Source organism: Pseudoalteromonas sp. SCSIO 43201 (genome assembly GCF_023716725.1).
Lineage (GTDB): Bacteria > Pseudomonadota > Gammaproteobacteria > Enterobacterales > Alteromonadaceae > Pseudoalteromonas > Pseudoalteromonas peptidolytica.
The window spans coordinates 1,026,079-1,042,694 of record NZ_CP072683.1 but is presented as its reverse complement, the minus strand read 5'-3'; the positions used below and the strand labels follow the sequence as shown (position 1 = coordinate 1,042,694).

Here is a 16,616-nt window from a genome sequence, read left to right as displayed (position 1 = left end):
ATCGCTGCAGCTACTGCACTTTGCGCATTATCAGCAATCTCGGGTAAAACAATGGCAACACAGTCAGATCCTTACCTTTGGCTTGAAGAGGTCGAAGGTGAAAAACCACTTGAGTGGGTCAGCAAACAAAATGAGGTATCTCTAAAGTATCTCCAAAGTAGTCCTGCGTATCAGAACATTTATCAAAATACATTAGATATTTTAAATGATCAGTCTCGCATCCCATACGCTACTGAACGAGCGGGTTATTACTACAATTTCTGGAAAGATGCAGATCATGTCAGAGGGATTTATCGAAGAACAACCTCAGAGGAATACAAAAAAGATAATCCAAAATGGGAGACAATCCTAGATCTTGATGCACTTGCTAAAGCCGAAGGCGAGAATTGGGTATACAGTGGGATCACGTGCCACTACCCCAAATACGAACGCTGTCTAGTGCGTTTGTCGCGCGGCGGTGCAGATGCAAAGGTTGTAAGAGAGTTTGATATTCCAACTAAGTCTTTTGTTAAAGACGGCTTCTATTTGCCCGAAGCAAAAAGCACTATTTCTTTTTATGACGACAACTCGGTCTTTGTAGGAACCGACTTTGGCGAAGGCTCAATGACTGACTCTGGCTATCCAAGAATCGTCAAAATTTGGCAACGAGGAACGCCACTAAAGGACGCTAAGACAATTTTGGAAGCAAAACCAAGCTCAATTAACGTAGGTGGCCTTACAATTTATGACAATGACACGTCATATCACATGCTGTATGAAGCGACGAGCTTTTATACAAGAAATATCTTTCAGATTAGTAATGGAAACAAACTAAAGCTTCCCATTCCCGAAGATTCAGACTTCTTAGGTTTAAATAACGGTAAATTCTTCGTGAAATTGAAGTCGTCATGGAAAGGATTTGAACAAGCAGAGGTGATCTACGCCAACATTGATGACATTAAAAAAGAAGACATCAAATTTACCAGTTTGGTCAAACCAACAGCAACACGCTCGATTGAATCGCTTGATTTCACTAAGTCCGCCATTCTTGTGACGGTCTTGGATGATGTGAAAAATAAAGTGTTCCGCTACGTTCCTAAAGCCAATGGCCAGTGGCAAGTTGATCAAGTTAATTTCCCTGAAACAGGTTCACTTTCTGTCTTCGATACCGATCCAGACAGAGATGATTTTTTTGTGAATTATTCTGATTTTCTCTCGCCAGCTAGTTTGTATCTCGTGAATGGCCAATCATTAGAAATCACCAAACTCAAAGGTAACCCCTCACACTTTGATTCAAGTAAGTTCGTTACTCAACAAAAGTTTGCAACCTCAAAAGATGGTACAAAAATACCTTATTTTATTGTCCACAAAAAATCACTAAAGCTTAATGGTAAAAACCCAACACTATTATATGCTTATGGTGGGTTTGAAGTATCAATGCAACCTTTCTATTCCGCTAGTATCGGCAAAAACTGGCTAGAGCAAGGGGGTGTATTTGTGCTTGCTAACATCCGAGGCGGTGGAGAATATGGCCCTAGTTGGCATCAAGCTGCATTAAAAGAAAACCGTCATAAATCCTATGAAGACTTTGAAGCCGTTGCCGAGCAGCTCATTGCTGACAAGGTTACTCAGCCACAACACCTAGGCATTCAGGGCGGAAGCAATGGTGGACTATTAATGGGTGCTGCATTTACACGTCGACCAGATTTATACAATGCTGTGATATGCCAGGTCCCTCTTCTCGACATGAAGCGCTTTAACAAACTTTTAGCTGGCGCAAGCTGGATGGGTGAGTACGGCGATCCGGATCAACCTGAGCAGTGGGAATACATTAAAACTTACTCTCCTTATCACAATCTCAGTAAAGATAAGCAATACCCTAAAGTATTCTTCACTACCTCAACCAGAGATGACCGTGTACACCCGGGTCACGCTAGAAAAATGGTTGCCAAGATGAAAGACATGGGATTCGACGTACTTTACTTTGAAAATATAGAAGGAGGCCATGCTGGTGCTGCCAATAATGAACAACGCGCCATGGTTAAGAGTCTTGAATATGTGTATTTAATGGATAGATTAAAATAATCCAGTTAAATATTTTTATATATAAAAAGTGCTAGGACTATAGCCCTAGCACTTTAAAAAACAGCACCTTGCTTTACACTATGAATAAAAATATCGAAAGCCTAAGCTATTAGGGCGTTTATTTCTCATCAAAAATATAAATTTAAAATGAGCAAGAGCCAGATTTAATACACCCTTATTATATTAAATAATGGAAATAAAGTTTCATCAGTATCATGACACTTATTGGTATTCTCTTCGCCATTATCTGATGTATAAACCACTGTTTTCCCAAGCTTCATTGCTGAATACAAGATACCTAGGTTTTTATAGTAATCAGGATGTGTTGGCTTTAGCTCGATAGTTTCATGTTGCTCTGGTGTTATCCAAGCAACACCATCACTGTGCATATAAATACTATCAATTTCATCAGTGCAAGTAACAAATTTTGCTTGTGCAGTACCGGCTAAAAGCAACAGGGGAAGTAAAATAGCTTTCTTCATTGGATATTTCCTTATTATATTAATACCAATTTGACTTAATACTTGCTCAATTTGAAGGAATAAATCTGACGCTAACAGCGTTAAAACTTCTTATTTAGAACAACTAAACAGCAAAATTTCACCTAGCTATCGACAAGATTTTCTCGCCTCAAAACAGACCACTTAATTAAGGCAATTGGTGGTTTTTAAGCACGTTGTTGTGCATGCTAAAAATAGCCATCCCCTGTTTCATTTAAATGAAGAAAAGCTTACATTAAAATAACAACTAAGAAGATACCGAGGTATCTCACTTTTACCCTTGTTCCTGTGCTGCTTTATAAGCTGCTCGGTCATGGATCTTACTAAGATATGCTTTAATATTTTTTCGCGTGCTAATTAACCCTATATTATCTGCAATATCTAACATCACCGTCATCATAATGTCAGCCGCAGAAAACTCCTCACCTGCAAAAAACGCTTGTTCTGCCAAGGTGGCATCAATGTACGAGAAATCAACATCAATCTCTTTATTGATGTACGAGTCCATGGCTTGATCTCCTTGACGCTGTTCCATTTTCATCACTACTGATGCAATCACTGGTAACGCCAAAGATCCCTCAGCAAAGTGTGTCCACTCCAAGTACTTGTAGTATGCAGGAGTCCCATGCTCGGGTCTCATTTGATTAGACTCAGATTTATCTAAAATATATTCCATTATTGCGCCTGATTCACATAAAGTATGTTCGTTATCCACCAGTACAGGCGCTTTTCCGAGCGGGTGGATCGCTTTAAGACTATCCGGTGCAAGGTGCGTGTCGGGGTCGCGTTGGTGTCTGACAATGTCATACGTTAAACCCAGTTCGTTTAACAGCCAAATTACCCGCGTAGAGCGAGACGCGTTTAGGTGGTGTACAGTTAACATTTTGTTTTTCCTCATTTAAGCTTAGCTGTAGATAAGTAATTTCTGTGGATATACTTATTCGTATTTGATTAAGTTACGCCTTAAAACTAACTAAGCGTTATACCAGCTCATCAGGTCCTAAACGCACAACAAGTTTGCCAAAGTTTTTACCCTCAAGCAGGCCAATAAACGCTTCAACAGCATTCGCCATTCCGTCAATTAAGTGTTCTCTATACTTAATTTTTCCGTCTTGCAGCCACGGTAACATTGCTTTACTAAACTCATCAAAACGATGGCCGTAGTCATCAAAGACGATAAAACCTTGCATTTTTATCCGCTTAATTAGCAAAGTCGCCATCAACAAAGACAGGCGATCAGGCCCAGATGGCAAGTCTGTCGCGTTATATTGGGAAATAAGTCCACACAATGGGATCCGAGCGCTTGGATTTAAAAGCGGCAACACCGTATCGAACACCTTGCCACCCACATTTTCAAAATAGACGTCGATACCCGATGGGCAAGCCTGAGCTAACTGCTCAGCGAGATCATCGCTACGATGATCAAGGCATCTATCAAAACCAAGCTCGCTTTCTGCATAGCGACATTTTTCTTCGCCACCAGCAATACCAATGACTTTGCAACCCTGTAGTTTGGCAATTTGTCCAACAAGACTCCCCACAGCGCCTGTTGCTGCTGCAACGACAACCGTTTCGCCTGCTTTAGGTTGACCTATATCCAGCAATCCCATGTAAGCTGTCAGCCCCGGCATTCCTAAAACGCCCAAGCTGTATGATGGGTTGGGTAAATTGCTATCTAACTTAAGTAAGCCAGTACCATCCGAAACGCTATAGTCTTGCCATCCACTCATCGCGAGTACCCAGTCACCTTGGGTAAATTTAGGGTTATTTGATTTTTCAACTCGGCATACCGTACCACCCACCATCACTTCGCCAATAGCTACCGGATCAGCATAGGATTTTGCGTCGCTCATACGGCCACGCATATAAGGATCTAAAGACAAAAAGACGGTACGAAGAAGCACCTCCCCCTCTTTTAGCGTTGGGATCTGCGCTTCTTCATAATTGAAATTTTCTTGCGTTGGTGCACCATTCGGGCGTGACGCCAATGTGATGCGGCGATTCGATTGTGCGTTTTGAGCTCGATTTAGTGAATTGCTCATAATTGGCTCCTTTTACTAAATATTAGAGGTTTAGGTACGTCAGCATTTTCTCGGCGACAAGTTCAGAGCTCGCTGGATTTTGTCCTGTAAACAGTAAACCATCTCTCACCGCAAAGGTGTTCCAATCATCGACTTTTTGAAAATCAGCACCGCGCTTTACCAGTTCATCTTCTAATAAAAATGGCACCACTTCTGTCAGACCTACCGCAGCTTCCTCACTATTGGTAAAGCCCGCTACTGCTTTACCTTTGACTAAATAATCGCCTGACTCCGTCATGACATCCATCAAGACTGCTGAAGCATGACATACCGCGCCGACTGGTTTTTTGGCTGCTAAAAAAGCGTTGATTAACTGAATTGAATGATTATTGGTTGCAAGGTCCCACAGCGGTCCGTGACCACCGGGATAAAATACGGCATCAAACTGTGCAGCATCCATGTGTGAAAGCACTTGAGTGTTTGCTATCTGCGCTTGCGCCTCTTTGTCATCGAAATAACGTTTAGTACTCTCAGTTTGAAAATCAGCCTCTTGGCTTTTTGGGTCGATTGGTGGCTGACCACCTTTAGGTGAAGCAATCGTCACCTCAAGTCCTGCATCAATAAAAGCATAATAAGGCGCAGCAAACTCTTCTATCCAAAATCCCGTTTTCTCACCTGTCTCACCTAACTCTGCATGTGAAGTAAGTACCATCAATATTTTCTTTGTCATTACTTTTGCCCTCAAGTTGGATTTGTTACCACCATCTGGTAACGCTAAAGAATAGGATATGAGCTAAAACCCAATCTAACAATGCAGACAAAAGCTAACTCTTTGTTCAAAAAATTGATACAATCTAGTTTATCAAGGCGAGTTGGAGCGAATATGAACGTCTCTTTTGAGCAGCTAAAAAGTATGGTGGTATTTGCACAAGTTATTGAACAAGGAACATTAAGCGGTGCAGCAAAACAGCTTAACTTATCCCGTGCTGTGGTAAGTTACCATGTCAAAAAGCTAGAAACACAATTGGGTATAAAGCTACTTAACCGCTCCACGCGCACCATTTCTTTGACTGAAGCTGGCAGCGAATATTATCAACGCTGCCGTGTTATTGCCGAACAAGCGTTTGCCGCAAACCAACAAATAGAAAATTTAAAGAAAGAGCCAATTGGCCTAATCAAACTCACGTGTCCGGTTAACGTCGGCCTGCAAACCATCGTGCCTGCGCTGAACGAATTTAGTGCTAGGTACCCAAAAATTCAGCTCGATATTATGCTCACAGATGAAGTCGTGAATATCATCAAAGAAGGGATTGACCTAGCTATTCGTGGCGCACCACTTCCTGACTCAGGACTGCAAGCCAGTAAGCTCTCAATACTAAAAACTTGTTTATGCGCGTCGCCGGAGTATTTGCGCAAATATGGCACACCAAAACACCCCACCGACCTTTATCAACATCGCTGGGTGATCTACAAACTCACTTCAGGTACCCTCACGTTAAGTAAAGGCAATCGCGCATACAGTATTACGATGAAAGGAGACATCAGCACAAATAATGCCGCTGCTCGCACGGCTTTTGTAGAGGGGGGACATGGTATTGGTCGTATTCCTATTTACGATGCCCGCCCCAAAATTGATGCAGGCACACTCGTTACTATTATGGATGACTATGCGTTACCTGACATTCATGTTTACGGCGTGTTCCCCGAAGGCAATACTAACTCTAAAAAAGTGCGATTACTGCTGGATTTTCTAAAAGGATATTTTCAGCGTCAATTGGTAAATACCTAGTACCACCAGCATAGCAAATGCGTTATCGCATCAGTATCTGTGCTGTTGTAATTCAAAGTGGTTAGTTATAATGGCGCGCTGGGCTAAAACACTATATCAGGACTCCATTATGAAAAAGCTCTCAAAAGTACAAGAAAAACAGCAAGCCTTGGTACTCACCATTGCAGACAAGCTTGAAGAACAAGCTCTAGCTGAAATTCCCGGCATGGTGCAATGCTGGTTTGATGTCGAATATCACTTGTTCCCCGGCTCATTAATACTCTTTTTCCAATTTGAGAATGAAAAAACATTGGAAGCTGCAAAACCAGATCTCCTAAAATGGCAAAAACGTTTAAGCGCCGCCATGCTGAAAAAAGGGGTGATTTTAAAAGATATGCGTAAGCACCTCACCTATACCCTACTCGGGCCGGAGGATTAGTTGATAAAACCAAGATTTCAATCACTCCCCAAACAAGTAACTTAGTCTACTGCCACGGCTTTTAGAGCAGTTGTATCGTGTTTTGGTTATTTTAATCTTGAAAAACTATGTTTTGCCCTACATTATGGCGTACCTATTTAGTTATTCGTTTTACACACATGACACCTTCAAACAATGTAATGTCAAAACTGACTGCGCTCGTAGAAGCAAAACCGTTTCAGAACTTTCTTATTGCGGTAATTTTGTTTAATGCTGTGACATTGGGACTTGAAACCACCCAGTTTGGCAAAGACAATGCGGCGCTACTGCATAAAATTGACCTAGTCATATTGTTGATTTTTACCCTTGAGCTGGCGCTAAAACTGATTGTTTATCGCGTAAAGTTTTTCAAGTCTGGGTGGAATATCTTTGACTTTGTGATTGTCGCTATTTCATGGGCTCCCTCAACCGGTGCTTTGTCGGTGCTGCGTGCATTCAGAATTTTACGGGTTTTAAGACTTTTCTCTGTCGTCCCTCAGATGCGCAGAGTTATTGGTGCGCTAGGACACTCACTACCGGGTATGGCTTCGGTTATTGGTGTACTTGGTATTGTATTTTATGTGTCTGCGGTTCTCACCACAAAATTATTTGGCCAGCATCCAGATCCTAATATGCAGGAATGGTTTGGTTCTATTGGCGCGTCCGCTTACACGCTCTTTCAGGTAATGACACTAGAGAGTTGGTCTATGGGAATTGTTCGCCCGACTATGGAGTTATTCCCACAATCTTGGTTGTTCTTTGTGCCGTTTATTATTATCACCAGCTTTGCCGTGCTCAACCTCTTTATTGGTATTATTGTCGATGCAATGCAGGTAATGCACGAGGAAGAAGGCAAGCCAGAGCAAGTATTAGCAACCAGAGAAGATGTTTTGCGGGTTGAAGAAAAACTCGACCAGCTCCTAAAGCACAAAAAATAGGTAGCATTCTAACAACACGATACTAAAAACTTAGTGAAGTGCTCTATTTTGAGTTGAGAAGACGTGTCGCAGCGCGTCTTCTTCTCCTTTCCTAGCTAGCGATTTCAAAAATAGCCTTTTGTGCGCGTACTCTAGCAAAAGCATTTTTTCTTTAAGTAGTTCACTGAGTAGTTATACCAGTTATCTTAATTAATTGGTCTATTTTGAGGCGTGAAAACCTTGTCGATAACACCACTTCTGCGCCCTGCTCACGCCGAGGTACCTACGTCCTGTAGGCAAGGCAAAAATTTTGCTATTTAATTGTTCTAAAAAGTTAATTTTTAACGCTGTTAGCGTCAGGTATACTCCTTCAAATTGAGCAAGTATTAAGGTTGATTGGTATTATATCCTGTGACCCCCTCAATACCGCCAGTGACGGCACCTTATCTCTCAAATTGGTTGGAGAATCAACCCAATTAGTTTAAGCTGCAAAATGCTAGATAAACCCCAAAAGAGAGGAATAGACGTTGGATAAAAGAATTGAGCCTGAGCTGCCAAGTATTACACCCGATTTAGATCAGGTTGAGGCGTTTAAAGACTCTCTCAATCAAACAAATAACAAGTTACCCGCATCAGCTGCTAACCCCTCAGAATCAAAATCAGTAACAAACCAAAAAACAGGTATCATCGGCTGGATAAGTATCGCTGCTATTGTTGCCTTGGCAGTAGCAGTGTTTGGGCTGTACAAGCAACTATCAGAAGCGCAAGCTCAATTACTAGCTTCAACAACGCGTATTGCCCAGTTGGAGCATACTCTTTCAGCGACTGATGAAGAGATGGATCTGTCGGCAGGTGCGATGCAAGCCAAGCTTGCCACACTCACAGAACGCACCGATGAGCTATGGTCACAAATGGATAAACTATGGGGCTCTGCTTGGCGTCGTAATCAATCGGAAATCAAACAGCTCAAATCACAGCTTGATAGTGCGACTAAGAGCCAATCTGGTATCAATTTAAAAGTAAATACGCTATCACAAAGCCAGACAGAAATGGGACTTAAGCTATCGCTATTAGAGGAGCAGCAACAGTCAGCAGAAAACCTGAAAAGTCAAATTACCGCTTTAAAAAGTACCGTAGACAAATTAAACACCCAATCACAGAGCCGAGATACTAAACAGATAGAAATCGGTAGCAGCCTTGCGCAGCTTGAAATGACTCAAGCCGCAATTTCAGAAAAGCTAGAGCAATTATCATTAAGATTAACGTCAACAAACTCAAATCGAACTCAACAAAAAACAGATTAATCTGTAACGATAGCGATGATACAAACTCTGTTAGTTGTCTGCGCACCAGCACAGTCAACTAACACTAACTTTCTCGATACAGTAAAGTCCGTAACGGCTTAAAATCTTTTGAGTGCACATAAAGTTCCTCGCCAGTTCGTAAAATATATCGTAATATACTCTATTACATTTCTGTATTGATTTAAGCGTAGGCTTTACGCTCAAATCAATACAAATTACCTACTCAGGCATACTGTTTTGCCGATTGAGTATTTTTTGCTTGAAGGCAATTATGAAAAAAACATTTGAACTAATTCACCCTAAAATCAAACTTGAAAGACGCGTTGACGCGGTAAAGCATGAGCTAAAAAAATACCTAAAGCGCGAACGCAATAAAACATTGCCTAGCGGTGCTGATTATTGGGATTTTGACTGTAAGTTTGGTAACACTGAAGCCGAAGCTGAACCTGTCCATGTATCACAACTAAACAAATTAATAGATAAAACACAAACAGAGAATTTGACCTCTTTTTATGTTGAGATCCTAGCAAAGCCATGCGTCAGAAAGTCAAACGAACTATCTGACGATGAATTAGAAGACGAGTAATTCGAGTCACAACCGACCTGCAAAGCCACTTTTTGTGGGTCGAGCTTTAACTCAACAGCCATAATATCCTCTCCCCCTCCTCTAGCCATGTTGGCTTACCTTGATTTAATACCAATTTTCTTAATTAAGTGGTCTATTTTGAGGCAAGAAAATCTTGTCGATAACACCACTTCCGCGTCCTGCTCACGCCGAGGTACCTACGTCCTGTAGGCAAGGCAAAAATTTTGCTATTTAGTTGTTCTAAATAAGAAATTTTTAATGCTGTTAGCGTCAGATTTACTCCTTCAAATTGAGCAAGTATTAAGTCAAAGTGGTATTACAATACACTGACACAGCGCTAATTAACCTGAACTCGATGTTAGAAGTGAGTTATACCAAGCGCCATTAGCAGCCGTCGAAGTTGAAAAGATACTGGAGGCTATGTCCATTGGGGCTAGAACGGATAAACCCGCTCATAAAAAGGCCGAATATATGGCAGCTACGAGCTTTGAAACTCTATCTTATAATCGCAAAGAGTCCAAATACGGTAATACATGATACAATCACCATTAGCGTTTTATGGTGGTAACACTGCCTTTTAGTGAGAATAGAAAAGTATGAGCAAATCGTTTGCAGCAATTGGATTAGTCAACCCTAAATCACCTACCAATGTCGGGGGAGTATTGCGAGCTGCGGGCTGTTATGAAGCTCAGGCTGTCTATTTCAATGGCAATCGTTATGCAAAAGCAGCCAAGTACCACACTGATACTAAAAATATTGCCAATAACATTACCGTCAAACATGTTGATGACTTTATTTCGTTAAAAGCCCCCAGTCGTGCACTCATATGTGTAGAATTGGTTGAAGGCGCCACCCCCCTACCTCAGTTTGTTCACCCTAGTGATGCGCTATACATTTTTGGCCCAGAGGATGGCAGCCTACCACAAGAACTTGTTGATGCAGCAGACGCCGTAGTGTACGTACCAACCACCGGTTGCATGAACTTAGCCGCCACCGTCAACGTGCTGTTATATGACCGCATGGCAAAGCGCTCAGTAGAATTTAATGCCGAGCAGATCCTCACCAGTAGAGACACAAATAATCGCCTGATTGTAACTTAACTTTTACTCAGAGCGGCTCACATCGAATAGGCCGCTCTTTGTCGTTTTCGTCACCCACACAGCCACCCACTCTAAATACCTCCCCTAATTACAACTACAGAAAAACGTATATATTTCAAAAACAATAATAAATTAAGGAAGAATAATGAAATATCAGCTCTCAATTTTAGCAATGTTGGCGGCTTGGCTTTTGCCACACCAAAGCCAAGCCAATAGCCATAAAATTGAACATATCGCCTCTAACCTCTACCCGCATGTTCGCATCACCACAGAGCAATACCAACCTCATAGCATAATGACCTCAATGACTAAACATAAGCTACCAGGCTTAAGTGTTGCGGTGATCAAAAATGGCCAGATTGTATGGGCAAAGGGGTATGTTGTAGCCAACAAGCACAAACATATAGCCAGTTTATTCAATTAACCTGAGCTGTTTGCGCGTAACATTAAGCTAAGCAAAAACACTGAAACTTGCTGATAAAAAATCCACAGCAACCGGATAAGCGAAGAGGGCACCTTCCATGAAACCTGCATTAAAGTTAGCATTTCAAGCGGAAATGGCCGCAGCCAACAGGCACTATCAACACGCCCAGTATAGCGGCTGTTTTTATCACTTAGAAAGAGCACATATTCTGGGGCAATCCTTTGTGATTGCACACACCCAATCCCATTGGTGGATGCTTAAGCTTGGTTACAAAACAAAGAATAAAAAAGAAATATTAGGACAAATAGCCCGAATTATTGCTGCGATGTTATTTTCTAAAATCTGGATCCCCAAAGGGAATACTGGTGGCACCAATGTGAACCCATTCAAACCAATGGCAATCCCCGACGATTTAGCACAGCACCTGAAATAACCGCCGCGCAATAACGCCCTGAGGCAAGTTGTAAGGAGCCTCACTGCACATTACTATGGAACTCAAAATACAACCCAAGGGGCAAATGCTGTGATAGTACCTACAGTATGGGTAGACGTGGGCGTGGTGCTTATTTATGGCTCGCACATAGACGCGGATTATCACCAACATGTTGCGCTGCAAGTCATCTGGCCGCAACATGAACACACGTACGAGTTAAATGGCAACACGTTACATGGCTTGACCATTATTGCTTCAAAACAAAGCCACTGCCTGCAAATACAAAAAGGATGGCTAGTGTTAGTTGAGCCCACCAGCAGGTTAGGAGAGCAGCTTACAACGTTATTAAAAGCGCAACCTTTTTTGCATGTTCATGAAAGTGCTGACAAAAGTATGCGTTCACCTAAAGATAGAGAGGAGGCTTACAACCGCCTATCTCCTCTTTTTCAATCTCTATCGATAGACAGCACCTCGCTTAGATTAAACCAAAGCCTCGTTACAGATAGACGAATTCAATGCTTACTCAACGAGTTAAACGCTTGTTTTGCCGCTGAGTGTATCAAACCAAAGCACTGGCGCGCAGCTGACGTCGCACAGACACTTCACCTCTGTGAAAGCCGATTTCTTCACCTTTTTAAAGCTCAAATTGGGATAGCTTGGCGTCCATTTCTTTTATGGCGCAGACTAAACTGCGCACTACAAGCTTTAATAAAAGGATGCTCAGCAACTGACGCGGCATACATCGCTGGGTTTTCTGATGGCGCACACCTAAGCCGCACATTCCGTGCGACATTTGGCATGAGTATTGTCCAAGCAAAAGCGAACTGGGTAACCAAAGATTAACGGCCTCCCGCCCCTTGTAAGCGCTCACTACCATAAAAAATATAGTAATAGCAGCTGTCTAACTTTTAGCGGCAGGCTTTTCAATAGGGTAATGATTTGCATGCCTTAAGCTCTGTAAATCATTAAAACGCACGCCATGCAGCGCCATAATCGGGCGGATTTTTTTACTGATTAACTGTCTAATATAAAATGGTTGATTAGGCACAAAGTGATGAATTGTGTGCGTGCGACCAAAGTCAAAGCAAAACAACTGAAACGGTAAAAACCAGCGACTGGTGATCACATGAGTCTGCTCCAGTATGTTACTCACGCCACCGTAATAATGCATGGAAGATGTTACGAAGTTTAAAGACGCTGAACGGATAACATTAGGTATAATTAGCACCACCATGAAAAACTCAGCAACCGCAAGTAGCTCAGCTCCCCACTTGGGTAATGCAAATGGCTGTACCCATTGCACAGTGTAATAGACAATCACACCATACAAAGTCACAAAATAAGCCGTGGCAAACGGAAAGCCAGCATTAAATACCTGTAAAAATTTAAAATCATTGATTTCTCGACTAAACCGTTTAGCATTAATTAACAAACCAAGTAACCCATCACTGACCACCACAGCTCGTAGCCAAGGAGACCGAATGCCATTACCCACCAAGCGCTCTTCTAGGTCTTGCTCTGTACCGGATACTTTATGATGATGTAAATGAATGCGTCTTCGATACCATGGATTGACAGTATTTGGCCGCATCATCCACACTGCCAGCATCATAAAATGATAAATCATCGGACGGTTACTAAAATACTGCCTATGGATCAAATCGTGTTCAAGCTCATGAGAAATTGAAGTTATGAAGGCCGCCAACAGAACACATAGCCATGCAGGAATAATGGCAAAATAGTAGAGCAGCGCTACGCCAATCAGTGCACTTAACGACACCAGTAAAATCATCATAGCAATGCTATTTTGCTGATTTAAAATTGGGTAACGTGCTCGAAGCGTTTGTTCTTCAGCCTTGATAGCTGTGACTATCGCGTTAATATTCTGCTTGGAGGTTAATGTTGCCATTGGCTGCTGTATTTACTTTTTGATATCAGAATCATAGCGTATTCTTGTAGTGGCGGCTATCCGCCACAACCGCTTTCAAAACAGTAATACCAAACAACCACTAAACGCTATGCGGCTATTGATTATCGTCCATCTCGTATTGCTTCAATATAGCCAGCATATTCTCTGGAATTGGCGACTTTTGGCCTGTTTTCATATTAAACATCACCACATTGGCATACCCAGTGGTACAGATTGCCTGTTGCGATTCACTAAATGCCTCATAGCGCATAGTGAAACGATCTTTTTTGATATCAGTAATATATGAACCAATGTGCAAAGTGTCGGGGAAAGTCACTGGGCGCTTGTATTGCGCGTACGTATCACGCAAAACCGGACTATGAGTCGGCTCTGATAAAATAGCAAGTAACCCAGTTTGCTTTAAAAAGTCGATACGCGCAGTTTCAAAATAACGAAAGTAAGACACGTTATTCACATGCCCCAACGCATCCATCTCTCCCCACACTACATTGATTTTTGTTTTGATTGCGAACTTCTCGAAAAATTCCTGCATGATATTGCCCCTAATTATGATTATTTAACCTGAAGTTTGGATAAGGCATGCTCCAACTCATTGTTGCTAAGGCACAACTTAGTTTTTCCTTGTCTAGCCAGAGAGTGCTAGGGAAAACTTCGCTTCTGCTCTTAGTAAGGTGCCTACAGTTAGCGCTAAAACTGGCGGCTAGAAGGCATTAATTATCCGCAGATCAGGTTATTTAGCCTGAGAGTAACAACTCATCGTACCAGCAACAAGAAATATGCGATAACTTTAGAAGTCGCCTCCATTGAAGCAACTAAACCTTTGCACAGCCTCCTCAATAGGTAATACCTGTAATTATCAAGCCACACAGTAAACTTTGAGCTATCTCATCGCTACCCTCACCGACTAATCCACAATCAAAAAATTGACACCCCTTGCAGTCAAAAGCAGATAAATAGACTTTTTTATCTAATATTTTAAAGGCTTATAAAAAGTCATAGGGATATTTACAAGCTTGGTTCGAAAAGTGCATTGAAATCAAAATTAAATTTAGCTTAAGAACATCACCAATATGAACAAAAACACAGATACCGTTTATGTGCTGAGCGGTTACGCTAAATGCACCATCGCTCAACAAGGAAAATACAAACCCGGCAACAAGCACTCCATCGGCCTGCTAACCACAGATGAAAATTATGAAGATAACCTCAGCAAACTTAAGGCCTTTATTAAAGACTTAGGCTGGGAGTCCATTACATTTTGTATGGTCGAAACCGTTGACGACATCAGTACCCTACCCAACGACGTATTGGCTGCGAGCTTTCTTCGTGCTCAGCAAAATGGCCAATCATTAGTGGTAAACGATCTCCCTATTACCGTCCACTAGGGCGATAAGTGCACGCGAAGGAGCGGCTTTACGCCGCGAGCTTTTGATGCTTGCCATTTGCGGCTACAAACAACATGTAGCTGTGACTTTTTTAAATTCAATCTTCAACTTTACTTTTATATTGCCTTGCCGACCATAAGCAGCGAACCAAGCTATTTTACACCGAGCAGAAGTTTATCTGGTAGGAGCGGCTTTACGCCGCGAGCTTTTGATGCTTACCATTTGCGGCTACAAACAACATGTAGCTGTGACTTTTTTAAATCCACTCTTCAACTTTACTTTTATATTGCCTTGCCGACCATAAGCAGCGGACTAAGCTATTTTACACCAAGCAGAAGTTGAGCTGGTAGGAGCGGCTTTACGCCGCGAGCTTTTGATGCTTGCCATCTGTGGCTACAAACAACATGTAGCTGTGACTTTTTTAAATCCGCTCTTCAATTTTACTTTTATATTGCCTTGCCGACCACAAGCAGCGGACTAAGCTATTTTACACCAAGCAGAAGTTGAGCTGGTAGGAGCGGCTTTACGCCGCGAGCTTTTGATGCTTGCCATTTGCGGCTACAAACAACATGTAGCTGTGACTTTTTTAAATCCGCTCTTCAATTTTACTTTTATATTGCCTTGCCGACCACAAGCAGCGGACTAAGCTATTTTACACCGAGCAAAAGTTGATCTAGTAGGAGCGGCTTTACGCCGCGATCTTTTGATGGTTACCGTCTGTGGCTACAAACAACATGTAGCAATAACTCTTTTAAATCCGCTCTTCAACTTTACTTTTATATTGCCTTGCCGACCATAAGCAGCGAACCAAGCTATTTTACACCAAGCAGAAGTTGAGCTGGTAGGAGCGGCTTTACGCCGCGAGCTTTTGATGGTTGCCATTTGCGGCTACAAACAATATGTAGCAATAACTCTTTTAAATCCAATCTTCAATTTTGCCGAACTGCTCCTTAGCCAAGCTTTATACGAAAAAGCTCGTTAATAGGCTTATCTACAAAATATTCCCATACATGTTTGAACACTGCGTGCTGCGCTGGAAACGGTGCGAGCTTCAAAGCTTCTTCTAAATTGCACCATTCAAAGTCGGTGTGTTCATCATTTAGAACCACTTTTTGATTGGCTGGACACTTGACTACAAATACAGGAATGACCTCAATAACGTTGGAATAGGATGCGTAAAACTGCTCTAAAAATTGGCCATTGTACAGGTCAGTTACTTCTATCTGAGTTTCTTCATAAAACTCTCGAACAATGGTTTGCCAAGGTAATTCGCCTTCTTCCATTGAACCTGCAACATGACACCAGAAGCCACCTTTCGTACGCTTCATCAATAGCATTTTTGTTTCGCCATTTATTTCCGACAATGCTACTCCGGAAACAATTGAATTATTTATTGGAATCATTTTTAAACCTTATAAATCGCGATAGCCGCAAACACCACACGGCGATACGAGAAAAGCAGACAATCTAACCTAAGCTTTTATGTCGCAGCAGCTAATCTGAGCGCTAAGTGCTGAGAACTATCCTCATAGTACCTTTTATAGATACTTACTTTCAACAACGTATTACAACACGCTGTCCACTTGGATTTGTTACGCAGCATTCAATTATTTACCATGGTTGCTATTTAAGGCTACGAACAATTTGTAGCAGCGACTTTATGCCGCGAATTTTTTTTGAATCCAGTCGTCAACTTTACTTCATATCGCTTCGGCGATGACAAGCAA

The 16,616-nt window shown here is 41.9% G+C and carries 18 protein-coding genes; 11 read left to right on the top strand and 7 right to left on the bottom strand.

Annotated features, from left to right (window positions below; genetic code table 11):
* Positions 1–51: 51 nt before the first annotated feature.
* Complete coding sequence (locus J8Z24_RS04490) at positions 52–2,064, top strand: prolyl oligopeptidase family serine peptidase (RefSeq protein ID WP_252095621.1); 2,013 nt, start codon at positions 52–54, stop codon at positions 2,062–2,064.
* A gap of 164 nt (positions 2,065–2,228) precedes the next feature.
* On the opposite strand, the gene J8Z24_RS04485 is transcribed toward J8Z24_RS04490, so the two are convergent.
* From J8Z24_RS04485 to J8Z24_RS04470, 4 genes are all read right to left on the bottom strand, one after another.
* The gene (locus J8Z24_RS04485; RefSeq protein ID WP_176033000.1) at positions 2,229–2,546 is read right to left on the bottom strand and encodes a hypothetical protein; all 318 of its coding nucleotides are present in this window, start codon (positions 2,544–2,546) and stop codon (positions 2,229–2,231) included.
* Positions 2,547–2,838: 292 nt separating this feature from the next.
* Positions 2,839–3,447, bottom strand: a complete 609-nt coding sequence (locus J8Z24_RS04480; protein ID WP_147391380.1) for a glutathione S-transferase family protein — start codon at positions 3,445–3,447, stop codon at positions 2,839–2,841.
* Positions 3,448–3,544: 97 nt separating this feature from the next.
* A complete protein-coding gene (curA, locus tag J8Z24_RS04475; protein WP_252095342.1) occupies positions 3,545–4,606 on the bottom strand; it encodes an NADPH-dependent curcumin/dihydrocurcumin reductase in 1,062 nt (353 codons plus the stop codon).
* A gap of 22 nt (positions 4,607–4,628) precedes the next feature.
* On the bottom strand, positions 4,629–5,315 hold the full coding sequence (locus J8Z24_RS04470; protein WP_128732678.1) for a type 1 glutamine amidotransferase domain-containing protein: 687 nt from the start codon (positions 5,313–5,315) through the stop codon (positions 4,629–4,631).
* 153 nt (positions 5,316–5,468) lie between these two features.
* Between J8Z24_RS04470 and J8Z24_RS04465 the strand changes: the two genes are divergently transcribed.
* From J8Z24_RS04465 to J8Z24_RS04425, 9 genes are all read left to right on the top strand, one after another.
* Positions 5,469–6,374: a LysR family transcriptional regulator gene (locus J8Z24_RS04465; RefSeq protein WP_252095341.1), complete on the top strand. Its 906-nt coding sequence runs from the start codon at positions 5,469–5,471 to the stop codon at positions 6,372–6,374.
* Between the two features lie 109 nt (positions 6,375–6,483).
* Positions 6,484–6,792 carry a hypothetical protein gene (locus J8Z24_RS04460; RefSeq protein ID WP_128732680.1) on the top strand — a complete coding sequence of 103 codons (309 nt, stop codon included), beginning with the start codon at positions 6,484–6,486 and terminating at the stop codon, positions 6,790–6,792.
* A gap of 179 nt (positions 6,793–6,971) precedes the next feature.
* The gene (locus tag J8Z24_RS04455) at positions 6,972–7,748 is read left to right on the top strand and encodes an ion transporter (protein WP_241651731.1); all 777 of its coding nucleotides are present in this window, start codon (positions 6,972–6,974) and stop codon (positions 7,746–7,748) included.
* A gap of 506 nt (positions 7,749–8,254) precedes the next feature.
* Positions 8,255–9,031 (top strand): hypothetical protein, encoded by a 777-nt coding sequence (locus J8Z24_RS04450; protein WP_147391489.1) that lies wholly within the window; start codon positions 8,255–8,257, stop codon positions 9,029–9,031.
* Between the two features lie 271 nt (positions 9,032–9,302).
* On the top strand, positions 9,303–9,617 hold the full coding sequence (locus J8Z24_RS04445; RefSeq protein WP_125250407.1) for a DUF6172 family protein: 315 nt from the start codon (positions 9,303–9,305) through the stop codon (positions 9,615–9,617).
* Positions 9,618–10,213: 596 nt separating this feature from the next.
* Positions 10,214–10,717, top strand: a complete 504-nt coding sequence (locus J8Z24_RS04440) for an RNA methyltransferase (RefSeq protein ID WP_252095340.1) — start codon at positions 10,214–10,216, stop codon at positions 10,715–10,717.
* 145 nt (positions 10,718–10,862) lie between these two features.
* Positions 10,863–11,141 carry a beta-lactamase family protein gene (locus J8Z24_RS04435; protein ID WP_252095339.1) on the top strand — a complete coding sequence of 93 codons (279 nt, stop codon included), beginning with the start codon at positions 10,863–10,865 and terminating at the stop codon, positions 11,139–11,141.
* A gap of 97 nt (positions 11,142–11,238) precedes the next feature.
* Complete coding sequence (locus tag J8Z24_RS04430) at positions 11,239–11,574, top strand: DUF3703 domain-containing protein (RefSeq protein ID WP_252095338.1); 336 nt, start codon at positions 11,239–11,241, stop codon at positions 11,572–11,574.
* Between the two features lie 90 nt (positions 11,575–11,664).
* The gene (locus J8Z24_RS04425) at positions 11,665–12,417 is read left to right on the top strand and encodes an AraC family transcriptional regulator (protein WP_252095337.1); all 753 of its coding nucleotides are present in this window, start codon (positions 11,665–11,667) and stop codon (positions 12,415–12,417) included.
* A gap of 58 nt (positions 12,418–12,475) precedes the next feature.
* On the opposite strand, the gene J8Z24_RS04420 is transcribed toward J8Z24_RS04425, so the two are convergent.
* Together J8Z24_RS04420 and J8Z24_RS04415 are read right to left on the bottom strand one after the other, a co-directional pair.
* Positions 12,476–13,483 (bottom strand): fatty acid desaturase, encoded by a 1,008-nt coding sequence (locus J8Z24_RS04420; protein WP_252095336.1) that lies wholly within the window; start codon positions 13,481–13,483, stop codon positions 12,476–12,478.
* A gap of 115 nt (positions 13,484–13,598) precedes the next feature.
* Positions 13,599–14,036, bottom strand: coding sequence for an acyl-CoA thioesterase (locus J8Z24_RS04415; protein ID WP_252095335.1), 438 nt, complete (start codon positions 14,034–14,036; stop codon positions 13,599–13,601).
* A gap of 538 nt (positions 14,037–14,574) precedes the next feature.
* On the opposite strand from J8Z24_RS04415, the gene J8Z24_RS04410 reads away from it, so the two are divergent.
* Positions 14,575–14,889, top strand: coding sequence for a hypothetical protein (locus J8Z24_RS04410; protein ID WP_252095334.1), 315 nt, complete (start codon positions 14,575–14,577; stop codon positions 14,887–14,889).
* 950 nt (positions 14,890–15,839) lie between these two features.
* On the opposite strand, the gene J8Z24_RS04405 is transcribed toward J8Z24_RS04410, so the two are convergent.
* Complete coding sequence (locus J8Z24_RS04405; protein WP_176033009.1) at positions 15,840–16,292, bottom strand: NUDIX hydrolase; 453 nt, start codon at positions 16,290–16,292, stop codon at positions 15,840–15,842.
* Positions 16,293–16,616 lie beyond the last annotated feature (324 nt).